This window comes from Sporosarcina contaminans, from assembly GCF_042679045.1.
GTDB lineage: Bacteria > Bacillota > Bacilli > Bacillales_A > Planococcaceae > Sporosarcina > Sporosarcina contaminans.
The window spans coordinates 1-16,439 of sequence record NZ_JBHTLT010000130.1 but is presented as its reverse complement, the minus strand read 5'-3'; the positions used below and the strand labels follow the sequence as shown (position 1 = coordinate 16,439).

General features: G+C 40.4%; 11 protein-coding genes. 2 read left to right on the top strand and 9 right to left on the bottom strand.

All coding sequences use genetic code 11. The features are described from left to right. Positions 1-53 precede the first annotated feature (53 nt). Positions 54-494 carry a MarR family winged helix-turn-helix transcriptional regulator gene (locus ACFQ38_RS17030; RefSeq protein ID WP_336823380.1) on the bottom strand — a complete coding sequence of 147 codons (441 nt, stop codon included), beginning with the start codon at positions 492-494 and terminating at the stop codon, positions 54-56. Between the two features lie 77 nt (positions 495-571). Continuing rightward, positions 572-1,999 (bottom strand): ATP-binding protein, encoded by a 1,428-nt coding sequence (locus ACFQ38_RS17025; protein WP_381482445.1) that lies wholly within the window; start codon positions 1,997-1,999, stop codon positions 572-574. A 201-nt stretch (positions 2,000-2,200) separates the two neighbouring features. Between ACFQ38_RS17025 and ACFQ38_RS17020 the strand changes: the two genes are divergently transcribed. Continuing rightward, positions 2,201-3,952, top strand: coding sequence for a B12-binding domain-containing radical SAM protein (locus tag ACFQ38_RS17020; protein WP_381482443.1), 1,752 nt, complete (start codon positions 2,201-2,203; stop codon positions 3,950-3,952). Between the two features lie 170 nt (positions 3,953-4,122). On the opposite strand, the gene ACFQ38_RS17015 is transcribed toward ACFQ38_RS17020, so the two are convergent. Beyond that, positions 4,123-4,704, bottom strand: a complete 582-nt coding sequence (locus ACFQ38_RS17015; RefSeq protein WP_381482441.1) for an LOG family protein — start codon at positions 4,702-4,704, stop codon at positions 4,123-4,125. 98 nt (positions 4,705-4,802) lie between these two features. Between ACFQ38_RS17015 and ACFQ38_RS17010 the strand changes: the two genes are divergently transcribed. Then, positions 4,803-5,123 carry a MazG-like family protein gene (locus ACFQ38_RS17010; protein WP_336823384.1) on the top strand — a complete coding sequence of 107 codons (321 nt, stop codon included), beginning with the start codon at positions 4,803-4,805 and terminating at the stop codon, positions 5,121-5,123. Between the two features lie 590 nt (positions 5,124-5,713). Here the strand turns inward: ACFQ38_RS17010 and ACFQ38_RS17005 are convergent. From ACFQ38_RS17005 to ACFQ38_RS16980, 6 genes are all read right to left on the bottom strand, one after another. Continuing rightward, the gene (locus tag ACFQ38_RS17005; protein WP_336823385.1) at positions 5,714-7,063 is read right to left on the bottom strand and encodes a TrkH family potassium uptake protein; all 1,350 of its coding nucleotides are present in this window, start codon (positions 7,061-7,063) and stop codon (positions 5,714-5,716) included. 122 nt (positions 7,064-7,185) lie between these two features. Beyond that, a complete protein-coding gene (locus ACFQ38_RS17000) occupies positions 7,186-7,938 on the bottom strand; it encodes a TerC family protein (RefSeq protein ID WP_381482438.1) in 753 nt (250 codons plus the stop codon). 343 nt (positions 7,939-8,281) lie between these two features. After that, positions 8,282-11,350 (bottom strand): efflux RND transporter permease subunit, encoded by a 3,069-nt coding sequence (locus ACFQ38_RS16995; RefSeq protein ID WP_381482436.1) that lies wholly within the window; start codon positions 11,348-11,350, stop codon positions 8,282-8,284. A gap of 401 nt (positions 11,351-11,751) precedes the next feature. Next, positions 11,752-13,326, bottom strand: coding sequence for a peptide chain release factor 3 (locus ACFQ38_RS16990; protein ID WP_336823388.1), 1,575 nt, complete (start codon positions 13,324-13,326; stop codon positions 11,752-11,754). A gap of 111 nt (positions 13,327-13,437) precedes the next feature. After that, positions 13,438-14,931, bottom strand: a complete 1,494-nt coding sequence (locus tag ACFQ38_RS16985) for a UDP-N-acetylmuramoyl-L-alanyl-D-glutamate--2,6-diaminopimelate ligase (protein ID WP_381482434.1) — start codon at positions 14,929-14,931, stop codon at positions 13,438-13,440. A 12-nt stretch (positions 14,932-14,943) separates the two neighbouring features. Next, positions 14,944-15,993, bottom strand: a complete 1,050-nt coding sequence (locus ACFQ38_RS16980; RefSeq protein ID WP_381482433.1) for a M42 family metallopeptidase — start codon at positions 15,991-15,993, stop codon at positions 14,944-14,946. Positions 15,994-16,439 lie beyond the last annotated feature (446 nt).

Genomic DNA, 16,439 nt, shown 5'->3' with positions numbered 1-16,439 from the left:
ATGAAAAGAAACATTCTCTACAGTCTTTTATATACGAGCAGTCTTTTGTTGCCTCAGGACAAACTTTTAACAGATAGCCCCAATTTCCGAAGCAATTCAATTGCTGTTTCTTGTTCTTCTTCTGTTAACGCGGACATGATTGATTTGATATTTTCTTCATGCGACGGAAAAATTTCTTCAATCCTCTTTTTTCCTTCGTCGGTAATCGACATATAGGTAATCCTTTTATCTTCTTGACAGAAAACACGTTCAAGGAGACCCTTCTTTTCAAGCTTATCCACAACATACGTCATAGATCCGCTTCTCAACAAAATCTTTTGTCCGATCTTTTGAATTGGCTGTCTGCCTTTGTGATACAAAAGCTCCAATACGGCGAATTCCGTAGGATTCAAATTATACGTGTCGGTTAACTTATTGGCTTCTTCTAAAACAACCTTGCTTGCTCTTGAAAGTACAATAAATAATTTCAATGCTCGTTCTGTATCTTTTCCCATAGTCTGGTCCACCTTCTATTATCCTTCTTGACATGCAATCATTATAGCGGTTAGACGAATATTATGTCAAAAAAGGATTATGAAACGATGCTCTCCCTATCTTTCACTAACTGCAAATATTTATCCGCAGCAAATGGTATTTTAATTGTGAAAAGAGTGCCCTTTCCCACTTCGCTCTCCACAGAAATCGTTCCTCCATGCTCTTCTACCGTCTTTAAAACAAATGGCAGCCCTAAACCGGTTCCTCCAGGCTTCGAGCTGAAAAACGGCATGAAAACTTGATTAATTTGATTATGGTTCATACCTTTTCCTGTATCTTGTACAGATAAAACAAGTAAATCATCCGATTCTTGCAAGCAGATCGTCAAAGTTCCCCCTGCTTGCATCGCGTCTAAACTATTTTTAAATAAATTTAATAGGACCTGTTTCATTTTTGCTGCATCTCCGAAAATCATCGGCGCTTTTTTGAAATCACTTTTTTTAATGATTTCAATTCCTTCCATCAAAGCTTTCGGATATAATACTGAAGCCATATCTTCTATGAGCTCTGAAAGCGAAAAAGCAGCCTTTTTCTTCACAGAAGGCTTTGACAGTACAAGCATTTGACTTAAAATCGACTCCATTCTTTCTATTTCATCTTCAATGACAGTAATATAGCGGATGGAGTCTTCTGAAGCCGATACACGTAACAATTGAGTGAATCCTTTTAAAGTAGTGATCGGATTTCGAATTTCATGCGCCACACTTGCAGCAAGTTGTCCAACAGCAGATAATGAACCAGAATGAGCCAATTGGACTTCTAAATTCTCTTTTTCAGTGCAATCCGCCATTTGAATGATGAACATATTTGTTTCTTTATCATGATACGTTGTAATATGATAGTATCTTGTGTCGTCATGAGCTCTGTAAAAAGGAATGATGACATCGACTTGACCTTTTTCTTTCGCTTTAGCAAGATGCGCATTCGTATACTCGGCTGTCTTATCAGGATGTATAAGCTTCGTGATGACCGATAAGCTTTTTCCAATCAGTTCTTCTCGACTTTTATTGATGAATTTACTATGCATTTCATTGACATCGTAAATCTCACCTTTCAAGTCTACAAGGAGCATGAAATTATTAGATTTTCTAAAGGCGTTTACGTAGACATTTGAAAGCCTATCATTGAGCGTAGGGGCGTCAAATAAGGCAATTACCTGTTTTAGATCAGGCATGTAAATAAGGTGAACGTGATATTCATTACGCTGCTCGTCTTTAAAAGTCATTGGCAGCAATTCCATAATCATTTCTTGAGCATGCAAAGCGCGCTCTACAAACTGATCCCAAGTCCGCTGAGAGGTCAGGTCTATCAAATCTTTAATATTTCCCGATGCTGCTGTAAAATGAATCTTGAAATGATCATTCATTCCACGGATTGCACCATCGATATCCAAAACCAAGCCAGGCCGTTTGCTGTCATCCATAAGAAGCGACATGCTTTTCAAAGCTTTTTCATGATTATCCAACTTGATACCTCCTGTGCCCTATAACAGACAGTATGAGAAAAAACAATAAATCATGCTAACAAATTTCGTTCATAAAGAGTCCCTATTTCTGATTATTCCATATTGTCAGTCGTAATAAAATAGTATTTTCATCCTAATTTCAGTGTAAAATGATACATAAACAAGAACATTAGCATAGTAACAATACAAAGGAGTTTTAGCATGAACATTGTATTAGCCACTTTGAACGCAAAATATATCCATACGAATCTAGCCATACGTTATCTTAAATCATTCGTTGCACCAGATTATGATCCAGTACTTTCAGAATACACTATAAAAGACCCGACATTAAACATTGTATCAGATATTTATCAGAAAAGGCCAAGAATTGTAGGTTTTAGTTTATATATTTGGAATATTGAAGAGTCATTAAAAGTCATCCGTACACTAAAAAAGGCGAATCCGGAAATTGTTATAATTGCGGGAGGACCAGAAGTTACTTATGATTACGACATTTGGCTAACGAAAGTGCCAGAAATCGATTTTATTGCAATTGGGGAAGGAGAACGGACGTTTAAGCAACTATTGGATTACCATTCCGGTAAATGTGAATTGAAAGACGTTCAAGGGATTGCTTATATGGAAGATGGTCAGTTGAAAGTGACTGCACCGGGACCAAAATTAGATTTGCGTGAATTGCCTTCCCCCTTTAGATTCGAGGAAGACGTTCCTCATTTATCCAATCGTGTAACCTATATTGAAACGAGCAGGGGCTGTCCATTTTCTTGTCAATTTTGCCTTTCCTCGATTGAAGTTGGCGTCCGGTATTTCAATAGAGAAGCAATTAAAGAGGACATACGCTATTTGATGGAGAATGGAGCTAAAACAATTAAATTCGTTGATCGGACATTTAATATAAGCCGGAGCTACGCAATGGAGATGTTTCAATTCCTTATTGACGAGCATAAGCCGGGCACTGTTTTCCAGTTCGAAATAACTGGTGATATTATGCGGCCAGAAGTCATTAACTTTTTAAATGAGAACGCTCCAGCTGGACTATTCCGTTTCGAAATTGGCGTCCAATCGACGAATGACTTAACAAATGAACTCGTTAAACGCCGGCAAAACTTCGAAAAGCTTTCTCGGACAGTTAATATGGTTAAAGAAGGCGGTAAAATTGCCCAGCATCTTGATTTGATTGCGGGGCTACCTGAAGAAGACTACGATTCCTTCAGAAAAACATTCAATGATGTTTTCGCCATGCGTCCTGAAGAGCTGCAACTTGGCTTCTTGAAGCTTCTTAGAGGGACAGGACTGCGCATCCAAGCAGAACAATATGGTTATACATATATCGACGAAGCACCTTATGAAATACTTTCAAATAATGTACTATCCTTCGATGATGTATTGCGCATTAAGCAGACAGAAGATGTTTTAGAAAAATATTGGAATGACAATCGAATGCCTCATACAATCGAGTATCTCGTTTCAAAAGTTTTCGAAACACCTTTCGACTTCTTCCAAGATTTCGGTGCCTTTTGGGAGTCGAAAGGGTGGGCAAGAATCGGCCACCAACTGCAAGATTTATATACTCGGCTTCATGCGTTTTTAACGACATATGCGAAAGCGAATATGGAAATTGTGTTGAGTTTAATGAAGATCGATTATTTGTCTCACCACTCATTCCAGCCTCGGCATATTTGGTGGGAAAATGATATTTCTCCTGAAACGCTTTCTTCCGTGGAACGGATGATCCTATCGAACGATCATTTATTGTCCAAAGTAAAAACGCCTACCCGCTTGAATGAGCGAAATATTCGGAAGCATACTTTTATTACTCCTATAGCGATTGATCCAATCAAAGCGAAAAGTGGATTGATTGAAGAGAAACAGGGCTATCTCGTCACATTTTTCTGCCGTGGCGAGAAACCGCAGTTCCACTTTATCCAAGAAGCATTGGCAATCTCTTAATGCACTCAAAAAAGGCTGTTGGAAAGGTCACTTCACGACTATCCAGCAGCCTTCTATATTGAGTATTGGTTTATTTTTGTGAAAAAGAAGGCATTTCAAATGAAGGCAAGAAGTATTAAAGGCAAGGAAGTTTAGTTCCAAATGGTTCTATCTCGGTCTGTTGTTAGCTTTTAAATCTGTTTTTCTTTAATGTAGGTTTTAATTGTAGGCGGTTCATAAGAATCAAACCTATCAAGTAATCGGCTCGGCTCAACATCTACAATCGCCATAGAGCGATACTTTTCGTGTAAAAATTGCTCCTTTGTCATATGGTTAAACAGTTCAATGAGTGGATCAAAATAATGATTACTATTTAGAAGACCACATGGCTTTTGGTGAAGTCCCAATTGAGCCCATGTAAAAATTTCAAAGAATTCTTCTAATGTTCCTGGCCCACCTGGTAAAGCAACAAAACCTTCTGACAGCTCTGCCATTTTAGCCTTTCTCTCATGCATGGAATCGACTACGATTAGCTTGGATAATCTTTTATGCGATATTTCTCTCTGCTCTAAAAAAGAAGGCATGATTCCAATGACTTGTCCACCTTCATGTAAAACAGTATCCGCAACTGCTCCCATAACACCAACACTTGCTCCACCATACACAAGGGTAATATTGCGCTTGGCTAGTTCCCTGCAAAACTCTTTGGCATTTTCCATATATACATTAGATGCTCCAGCACTGGAACCACAAAATACAGCTATGCTTTTCATTATGACCGTCCCCCTAGCGAATTCAGCAATTATATTATACAAAAGTCTTGATCGTTTGTTAAACTTCTATGGAAATGAAATTTAAGGAGTGGTAAGAAATGGATGTAACTGAATTTCAAAAATGGGTACATGATTATTATGAAAATAGAGGCTGGTCTGATTTAGATATTTTCATTCGTATTGGATTTTTGGCAGAGGAAACAGGGGAAGTAGCACGAGCCATCAGAGCTCTTGAGATTGGAAGGGATCGACCTGACGAAGTAACAGATTCTTTTATGAATAATCGAAAGGCTTTGATCGAAGAGTTGGGAGATGTATTAGGCAACGTAATTGTAATCGCCAATCAATATAACATTTCTTTAGAAGAAGTGTTTAATTCTCATAAAGAGAAACTCTCAAAGCGTTACTCTAATGAATAAAAAAATATATTTTTACCAGAATTAACGTAGGAAGTAAGAAATGATTTGCTTAATCTAAAAGAATTTAAGATGAGTTAGCGAAAGATAAGAGCGAACGACTAACGATAGCGGTGGAAGTACATCTCTTCCACCTTTTTACTGTCCAAATTGGGAAATTGCCGCAGAACGCGGCGCTCTAAATCGACCAACGCCTGTCGAGGCTAAACGCTGCCCTCCGCTTTTGTTTCGTCCAGACTCCGGGCAGCAGCCTCTCGGGTCGCTTCGATCCTGAAGCATAAGGCAAAAAGCGCCTTATATTCAGGCTCTCCAGCGCCTGTCGCAGTTAATCGCCTCCTTCCGCTTTTGATACATCCAGACTTCGAGGGGCAGCCCTTCGGGTCACTTCAGAACAGAGTCTAAGGCAAAAAGCGCCTTAGGCTCTGTTCTTCCAGTGCCTGTCAGGGCTAAACGCCCCTCTCCGCTTTTGTTTCGTCCAGCTACAGGAGGCAACTGCTCGGGTCGTTTCAGACTTAAAAGTAAAGGCAAAAAGCGCCTTTATTTTAAGTCCTCCAACGCCAGTCGCAGTTAACCGCCTCCTTCCGCTTTTGAGATTACCCAATAATGACTCTTTCTTTTGGATAACTGTATGGGCGTTTGTTTGTTTTTCCGCCTAATGTATATAGGAAGGAGATTAGTCCGACGCGGCCGATGAACATTAATATCATAATGATCACTTTTCCAAATGATGACAATTCGGAAGTGATGTCTAAAGACATGCCACACGTACCGAATGCGGAAGTGATTTCAAATAGCAATGGGATGACCGGGATTGTCGGTTCTGTTATTAATAATATAAGCAATGCTGTCATCACCATGACAGCCGCCAATAAAATGACAGCATAGGATCGATAAACATCGATCAGTTTAATTTCACGTTTAAAAATGTTGATGACATTATTTCCTCGGGCAAAGTTAATTAAAAATAGCACCGCAATTGCGAATGTCGTCGTTCTTATGCCTCCTCCTACTGAACTTGGAGAAGCCCCTATAAACATTAAAGACGATATGAAAATATCCGTTGCGTCGCTAAAGTTTGTTATATCGTACGTCGTTAAACCAGCTGACCTCGCTGAAACAGAATGGAACAATGAGGCGAAAATTTTTTCATGCCATGCCATTCCTTTAAACGAATGAAAGGATTCAAGAATGAAGATGAGAAGTGCACCCCATATTAGTAAAAAGCCAAAAGTTACAGTTGTAATTTTCGTAAAAAGAGAGAAGCGGAAGTTTGGCACTTTTTTTGAAAAATAGCTTTTTACCTCGACAAGCACCGGAAAACCGATTGCCCCTAACACAATTAAAATCATAATAACGGTTTGGACAAAATAATCATCGAAATAAGGCTTCAATGAAACACCTGTAATATCGAAGCCAGCGTTCGTAGTCGCCGACACTGACAAAAACATGCCGTTCAAAAGCGCTTCGCTAAATGAATCGTAAAATCTCATAATGTAGATTGTTAGAATTATACCGCCGACTACTTCAATTAAAACGATAATCCTCACAATTTGCTGAATGAGCTGCACGACACCTGCTAACGAATACTGGTTATGATCGACCATAATCAATTGGCGTTCCCTCAATCCAATCCGCTTTCTAATGAGCAGCCAAAAAAACGTACCGATGGACATAATGCCAATTCCGCCTAATTGAAGAACTAACATGAGCATGCACAATCCAAACACAGAGTACGTGTCTCCTATGCTAATCGGCGTCAATCCAGTAACACTCACTGCACTTACTGCAGTAAATAGACTGTCGATGAAACTAACTTTTACTCCTGGATTATAGACCCCTGGTAAATTCAATAAAAGAAATGAAAAACCGATCGCCAAAAAATAATAAAATACAATTACTTGTGCTGGCGTAAATTTATGAAGTTTTTCTCTTGTGATCTTCATTACAATCTGTTCCTTCCCTCAGACGAGTATCTTTTCATTTTAGATAACTTCTTATGAAAAAGAAAGAAAATCTATAGAAAAGATTAAAAAACCGGCACAAAATTTTGCCGCCGGGAAGAACATTATGCTTTCTTTCTACTTTTTGCCATTGCAGTAATATATCCACCAATAGCAATCGCTGCAAGCACAACCCAAAACGTCGTTTTCCAAACAGCAGAATGCGGAAATGCCGTATCAATCAACTGTACTTTTTGATGCGCTAGCGTTAATACGACTAACTTAATGCCGACCCATCCAACGATTAAAAATGCAGCTGTTTCAAGTGAAGGATACTTTTCCAACAAAACTACGAACTGTCTCGCTGCAAATCGGATCAAGATTAATCCGACAATTCCTCCTAACAGCATGACGATGAATTGTCCACCGTTAATACCGCCAATATGGAAATCTCCTAACTCAGGCAATGTTACAGCTAATGCGACAGCCGCAAGCATTGAATCTAAGGCAAATGCAATATCCGCCAATTCAACCTTTAAAACAGTCATCCAGAAACCAGACTGTTTGCGTGGCTTTTTAATTTCGTCCGAGTGATCCTTCCCTTTATCCATCAAGCTTTTTATCGATATGAATAAAAGATAAGCAGCTCCTAAAGCTTGGATTTGCCAAATGTTTACTAAAAATGTAATCATGAACAATGCGCCGAACCTGAAAACGAACGCTCCTAATAGACCGTAAAAAAGTGCCTTTTTCTGCTGTACTTTAGGCAAGTGCTTAACCATGACAGCCATTACGACAGCATTATCTGCAGCTAATAATCCTTCTAAAACAATTAGTACGACAAGTACCCATGCGTATTCCAATAATATTGCTTCCAACCTTAATTCCTCCTTATTATTTGGCAATAAAAAAACCCTCACCTAATAAAAGGCAAAGGTCTCGCTAAGTCAGAAATTAAGTACGTTCCTGCTATCATAACCGATGGCGCAAATGCCATGTATTGACGACTATGAAATAGGTTTCCCTATAGCTACTCCCCTTTGACAACTGTCAAAAGTATTATGTAGTTGTTGAGCGCTTTCAATGTATTATAACATCGCATAGCCAGACGTACAATCTATTCTTCAAATTTTTTACGATGCTCACACTTATACTATGCATAAAAAGCGAATTTAAAACCTTGGAAAACACAATGTCGGTCTTCCAAGGCAATTATTTCACTTATTTCGTATTTGCTACGGCTCTTCTTCTGGTTTTTCGATCGAATAAACTGTACATAATCGGCACTACATATAATGTCAGAAACGTAGAACTGATCAAGCCGCCTATTACAGCAATACCCATCGGCTGATTCATTTCTGTTCCTTCCCCAATTCCTAATGCAAGCGGAATTAAACCTAAAATCGTCGTCAAAGCAGTCATTAAGATCGGTCGAACCCTGTCTCTGACAGACGCGATAATCGCATCGTAAGAGTCAAGCCCGCTATCTTTTCTTTGATTAATATAATCGACTAGCACGATACCGTTATTGACAACAATACCGACCAAAACTAAAATCCCGATAATGGCCGTGACACTAATCGGCGTATTCGTAACGTATAGGCCGATTGCTACCCCTATTATCATTAAAGGCACCGAAAACATAATGACAAACGGATACTTGAAGGATTCAAATTGTGCAGCCATCACGATATACACTAATACAACTGCCAACACAATTGCTAATAGCATATCGTCAATGGCACTTTCAAACAGCTCCCTGTCTCCTCCATAACTTATGTCTGTCTCTTTCGGGACTCCAATATGATCAAAAAGCTCGTTCACCTTTTCTGTCATTTCACCTAAAGTGAAAACAGACTCGTATTTAACATCAAAAGTGACAGAATGCGATTGATCGACTCGTTGAATGGATACAGGACCTTCCTTAATGGATAGATTCGCTATCTCGTCTAAAGTGATAAATATACCTGAAGGTGTCTTTAATTTGATTTTTTTCAAGTTGCTAATACTATCCCGATATCTTTCATCATACTTCACAACAATTGATACGACTTCTCCATGCTTATCTATAAATTGGGAAGCAGTCGATCCACGGGTGATCGAATTGACTGTTTGAGCGATTTGATAAGGAGATAATCCTAACTCAGCAGCTTTTTCTCGATTGACATCTACATGTATTTCTTCAATCGTATCTTGGAGATTATTTGACACTTCCAAGACAGCATCCATTTCTTTCAGTTGTTTATTCAACTTCGTAACGACTTGATTCAGCCTTTGTTCATCCGTATCTTGCACCATGAAAGTTAACGTGTTTGGATTTGAACCTGCGGCAGTTTGCATATTGAAATTGATCTTCGCCTCATCTCCAACCATCTTTACAATTTCAGGCTGCACATCATCGACGAATTGAAAAACAGAGCGTTCCCTTTCTGATATCGGCAACAGTTTCACATACAACTCAGCAGTATTCGTTTTTGAACTTCCTTCCGCCATGCTTTGCTGATTGCCACCAATTAGGCTCACATATACATCTATATCCTTCTCTTTCTTCAAACGCGTTTCGATTCGTTCGACAATTTCATTCGTTGCAGATAAAGACGAACCGTTTGGCAGTTTAACATTTATGCTAAAAAAACCTTCATCGGTAGCGGGCAAAAATTCGGTGCCAACTTTGTATAAACCGAAACCACTTCCGACGAGAAGAATCGCTGTCGTTAAGAGGACGAGCGTCCGGTGCTTTAACGACCATTTTACAGAGCGCTCAAAATTGTTAAGCGACTTGGAACGACGCCGTCTCGCCTCGATGTTTTTCCGTGGTCTTTTAAGCATTCGGCTCGCCATCATCGGAACGACTGTCAAAGCGACAACGAGAGAAGCAAACAAACTAAATGAAATGGTCAAAGCAAATTCAGTGAAAATTTGTCCAATCAATCCGCTAATAAAAATGACTGGCACGAACACTGCCAATGTCGTTAAAGTAGAAGCAGTTATCGCGCCACTAATCTCTTTAGCACCATCCCTTGCCGCCTCTTTCGGCCCTTTATCCATCGATAAATGCCGTTCTATATTTTCTATGACAACGATTGCATTGTCGACGAGCATCCCAATTCCTAACGCCAAAGCGCCAAGCGTCATAATATTAAGTGAGAAGTCGGCAAAAAACATTAACACAAACGTCACGATGACTGAATATGGAATGGCTACTCCAATAATGATCGGGCTTTTAATGCCCCTCAAAAAGAAGAATAGAACAACCATTGCAAAAATCCCACCCAGCAACAGTGACTGACCAATATTATTAATGGCTAACTTCACATAATCCCCTTGGTCAAATAAAATATTTGCTTCAATATCTTTATATTCATCTTGTGCCAACAACTCGTCCAATGCATCTTTAAATGCTGTAGAAACCGACGCTGTATTTGCCCCTGACTCTTGTAGAACGGACATGAGAACCGCCGGGTGATCATTTGCCCGCGTTTCAGAATTACTTTCCGTTTCAAGCATCGCCACATCTCCGACATCCCCAACGGTCACTTTCTCTCCGGTGAGCGGATTCATGCCGACGACGACATTGCGGATATCTGTAATCGTAGTAAATGTACTTACAATCCGAGTTGTCAATCGTTTGCCATCTTCCGTGTCAATCGGCTCTCCTGGCAAGGCTACATTATTTGCTTGTACCATCTGAACGATATCCGTTTGGGTTAAACCAAATTCCTCAAGCTTTTCCTGACTTAGGATAATTTGAACTTCTTCCAGAAGCTTACCTGAAACTGTAACGCTCGCAACCCCTTTAGCTCTGCGCAATTCCGTTTCGAGCTGTTCTGCTAAATTACGAATATCAGCATCTTCTGCTTTACTGCTTAAAGAAAGCTGGATAACCGGAAATTGTGCAGGATCAAACTTCATGAACCTTGGAGAGTTCGCTCCATCTGGAACAGCCACTTGGTCGATCCTTTGCATAATATCCAATTGAACATCATCAATATTTGTCGACCAATCAAACATCAGCAATATGAAGTTAGCCCCTTCCTGTGAAGAGGACTGCATTGATTTCAGTCCGGGTGCAGTGGATAAACTCGTCTCTAATGGTTTCGTCAGCTTTTCATCTACCTCGGTCGATGATGCCCCCGGATAGCTTGTTACAACGACAGCGACCGGTGGATTCAACTCTGGAATTAATGTTACTGGTATCTTGAAAAAAGATACTGCACCTAAAATGATGACAAGAAACATTGTGACAATTGTAAACACAGGCCGTTTAATTGAAAAGTTACTGATTCTCATCTGGACATCCCTTTCGTATCGGAAAAAGCACTACTTACATCATATTGAATGTTTCACCTAACATCAATTATGAGCATAGAAATCACTGAAAAACATCCAACGCCAATCCTTCAAAAACGCATCAGAAGCGCATTACAGCCTCTAAACACCAATATATAGATTAAATTCACATAACATTAATCAGCAAGCTCAAAAATGAAGCGTCCCACATAATAATGAGATTAGAGTGTCTTCAATTTCGTCTGAACTCTAAAAGAAGGCATTGTGTGCTCAAGACGTCCAGTGCGTTAATGCCTGTAAAGCATACGGAAATTCGCCAAATCGAACATGAGCGCACTCGCATACGTATGAAAAAGCCCAGCATAGACGACTAAACCGTCTGCTGGGCCATAATCATTACATTATAAAAGGCTATATAATTTAATATCTGGATATTTGTCGCCGAACCAACGCAGAGCAAAGTCATTTTCGAATAAAAACACTAAATTCTCATGTCGATCTTTCACTAACATTGAACGTTGTCCCGACATCGACTCTTTCACGTCGCTTTCATTTTCAATCCATCTCGCCACTTTAGAGCCAATATGTTCCATATGCACTTCAACGTTATATTCATTTTTCATACGGTGTTCAAATACTTCGAATTGAAGCTGTCCGACCGCCCCCAATAACACTTCTTCTGTATGCAAAGTTTTATAATATTGGATGGCGCCCTCTTGGACTAACTGTAATATCCCTTTATGAAAATGCTTCGATTTCATAACGTTTTTAGCTGTTACTCTGACAAACAGTTCCGGTGTGAACTGCGGCAACGCTTCAAATTGGAAATTCGACTTTCCTCCGACAACAGTATCGCCTATTTGGTAGTTGCCCGTATCATACAAACCGATAATGTCCCCAGCAACCGCTTCATTTACTGTTTCTCGATCATCTGCTAAAAACTGAGTCGTTTGCGTCAGCTTAAACGATTTTGAAATACGAGGGACTGTAACGGACATGCCGCGTTCAAAAGCGCCTGAGACGATTCGCACGAAGGCGATTCGGTCGCGATGTGCAGGATTCATGTTCGCTTGGATTTTAAAAATAAACCCAGAAAAATCTTTCGACTGCGGATCAATTAACGTTTCGTCCTTCGTTATTCTCGGCTGTGGTGGAGGAGCAAATTGAAGGAATGTCTCTAAAAACGTTTGCACGCCAAAATTCGTTAACGCACTGCCAAAAAATACGGGTGTCAACTCGCCTTTTGCTACACGTTCTTCGTCGAAGTCATTGCCAGCTTCATTCAAAAGCATTACATCTTCTAAAGCTTGTTGATAATAAGAAGTTTCGATCATCGGATGATCTATTGCCAATTCACCGTCTTCATTCAGAGGGAGGAAATGGCTATCCCCTTCCACTCTTGCCTGCTCGATGCGATTGTTATAACGGTCATAAACGCCGATGAATTCTTTGCCCATCCCGATCGGGTAGTTCATTGCATACGATTCAATCCCTAAAACTTCTTCCAACTCTTCCATCAATTCAAGCGGCTCTTTCCCTTGCCGGTCCATTTTGTTCATGAATGTAAAAATAGGAATGCCTCGCATACGACATACTTTAAACAATTTTATCGTTTGCGGCTCAATTCCTTTAGCTGAGTCTACCATCATGACAGCCGCATCAACGGCCATGAGCGTCCGATACGTATCTTCACTGAAATCCTCATGCCCAGGTGTATCTAAAATATTGACCCGCTTGCCGTCATAATCGAACTGCAATACGGAAGACGTAACAGAAATACCACGCTGTTTCTCAATTTCCATCCAGTCAGATGTTGCATACTTGCCTGTTTTCTTTCCTTTTACCGTTCCGGCATCGCGTATGGCACCGCCAAAGTACAATAACTTTTCCGTCATCGTCGTCTTACCAGCATCCGGGTGTGAAATGATCGCGAACGTACGCCGCGAAGCAATTTCTTCATTTATCGGTTTTTGCATATCATTAACTCCTTCTATTCAGCTTTTTTAAGCATAGACAGAATGAAAGATGATTTCAACATTTTTTCAAAGAAAAAAGAGGCCATTTACAAAATAATGGCCCCTCATTCTTCATTCAGTTTCAATAAAGCCTTTCCGAAACTTTCTTTCAGCCTCTTCCAGAGCAATTGCAGCGTCTGAGTGCGGCAGCTTTTCATGACCGACAATTTGAAAATCCTCATGACCTTTGCCTGCAAAAATAATAATATCACCTGCATCCGCCACTGATACTGCATGCTTCACCGCTTCGGCACGGTCTCCGATAGCTGCATAACGTTTATGCGCCATGCCCGCTTCCAACTCGGAAAGGATCGACTCATAAGGCTCGTCCCTCGGATCATCTGTCGTCAATATAACATAGTCGGCAATTGACGCTTTCTCCGCCATGATTGGTCGTTTTTTGCGGTCTCGGTTACCGCCCGTTCCGATGACAAATATGAGCTTTTGCTCCGCTTTCTTATAAGGCAATACAGCATTGATCGCTTTTTCGATCGCATCCGGCGAATGCGCATAGTCAACATAGATCGTGAGAGGTAGATCCGTCTCGACCTTTTCCATCCGCCCTTTCGCAGCAGGGATAACGGACAAACCATTTATAATGTCTTCCATCTCCATCCCCTTCGCAAAAAGTGCAGCTGTTGCAGCTAACGCATTGTATACATTAAACTCGCCTATTACATTCATTCGAACAGTAAAGTCCCCAACAGGCGTTTCCATTTTGAATGAGGTACCATCTGGAGATAACACGATATCCCGTGCACGGAAATCGGCTTCCCGTCTTATCCCATAGGATAAAACAGGATAAGACGTCATTTTCTCCATGCGCTCGCTCCATGGCTCGTCCGCATTTAAAACAACAAATTTACGTTGCGACAAGTCTTGGCCAAGCTGTGCAAACAATAACCCCTTCGCATGTCCGTAATTATCCATCGTTCCGTGGAAATCCAAATGATCATGCGTTAAGTTTGTAAAGACCGCAATGTCAAACTCCGTGCCTGCAAGACGACCTTCCACTAAGCCGTGAGAGGAAACTTCCATCGTCATCGTAGAACAATCCGCCTCGGCTGCCTGATGGATCATTTTTTGGGTCGTCAACACATCTGTCGTCGTATTTTCTGTTTCCATCAGTGTCCCATCCAAATTAAAGCCGATTGTCCCTGTAACTGCAGAGCGTTCGCCCGTATGCTGCAAAATTGTATGGATCATATTGCTGACACTCGTTTTGCCATTCGTTCCTGTCACTCCAATCATCGTCATCCTTTTGGAAGGATATTGATAGAAATGAGGAGCCAAAAGCGCAATCGCCCTGTCTGTATTTTTCACGTAAACGACTGCAACCTTTTCCAAGTCAACGGCAACGGGTTTCGATGCGACAATGACACGCGCACCTTGGTCGACCGCTTTTTGCACAAATGAATGTCCATCTACCGTAAAGCCTTCTATACAGACAAACACTCCCCCCGCACTGACAGCTCGTGAATCGACTGCAATATCTGTAACCGATTTTGGCAAGACGCCTTTAATATTTTTTATAGGAATAATAGAAAATAACTTTTCTGTATCCATAATAACCTCCAATTAGTCGAGCATCTCTGATGTAACGTAAGCGTAAAGCAGTTGGGCAGTAGCACGCAAAGAGTCTACATGAGTGCGTTCCAATGCATGGGATGATTCAATTCCCGGACCAAACAAAGCATGCTTTACATCATATCCCGCGCGAATCGCTGCAGAAGCATCCGATCCATAATAAGGATAAATATCAATTTTATACGGAATATTTTCGTCCTCGCATAATGTTTTTAACTGTCTTGTCAATGCATAATGGTAAGGCCCTGAAGAATCCTTTGCACAAATGGATACCGTATATTCATCGGATGCCTGTCCATCACCAATCGCGCCCATATCGACAGCGATGTATTCAACTGTTTCTTCAGGAATATTGGAATTCCCCCCGTAACCAATCTCTTCATTATTTGAAATGTAGAAATGCGTCGTATGTGGAAGTTCGGTTCCTTTTTCATGCAATGAACGGACCAATTCCAACAATAGTGCGGTGCTCGCTTTATCATCCAAATGGCGAGATTTAACAAAGCCGCTACCCGTCACTTCAAATCGAGGATCAAAGGAAACAAAATCGCCCACTTCAATACCAAGAGCTCTCGTTTCCGCTGCTGTTTTCACTTTTTCATCTATGCGAACTTCTATATTATCGGCATTCCGTTTTGCACTGCCTGAATCATTATAAACGTGAACGGTCGTCTGATGCATCAAAATTGTGCCGCGAATTGATTTGCCGCTAAAAGTATGTATTTGGCAATACTCGCCTTCCACTGCATTCCAATTAAAACCGCCAACCATCGTCAATTTCAATCGGCCATCACTTTTAATCTCTTTAACCATTGCGCCCAACGTATCTGTATGAGCTGTCAATAAACGATGGCGCGTTTGATCTTTGCCGGCAATCGTCGCAATGACTGCCCCTTTGTTTGTCTTTTTAAAAGGAACGCCTATTGCCTTTAATTCATTTGCGATGAACGCCATAATGTTTTCTGTGAATCCCGATGGACTCGGTGTCTCCACTAGTTTTTTTAATAAAGACAACGTACTTTTTTCATCGAATGTAAACATCTACTTCACCCTTCTTTCTATTTTGTGACTCCTGCTCTCATTAATAATTTTATTTTCATATTACTACTAAATTCAAAGGTATACCAATGGAAATGATAAACTTTCCGCATTTCCAATATCGATGTACTCTCCTGTTTCAATTCGATAGCATTATTATATACTAACGATTGTTCACATATTAAAACATTTATAGTAACAATCCGTTGATAACCGAAATCATTAAACTCTCGTATATCTCTTTCCAACATGAAAGGAAAAATTCTTTTAAAATGTGATGGAAAAAATGAAACTGTTAACGTACTTCTATAAGTTAATGATAGGTATCTTGCATACTTTATTAAGAAGGGGCTGTCCAGAAAGTCAGTGAAAACTGATTTTCTGTGATAGTCCCTTTCTGGTTGGAGAATAAATGGGGAACCCCTGACAACCGTCGCTTTCCGTTCCAG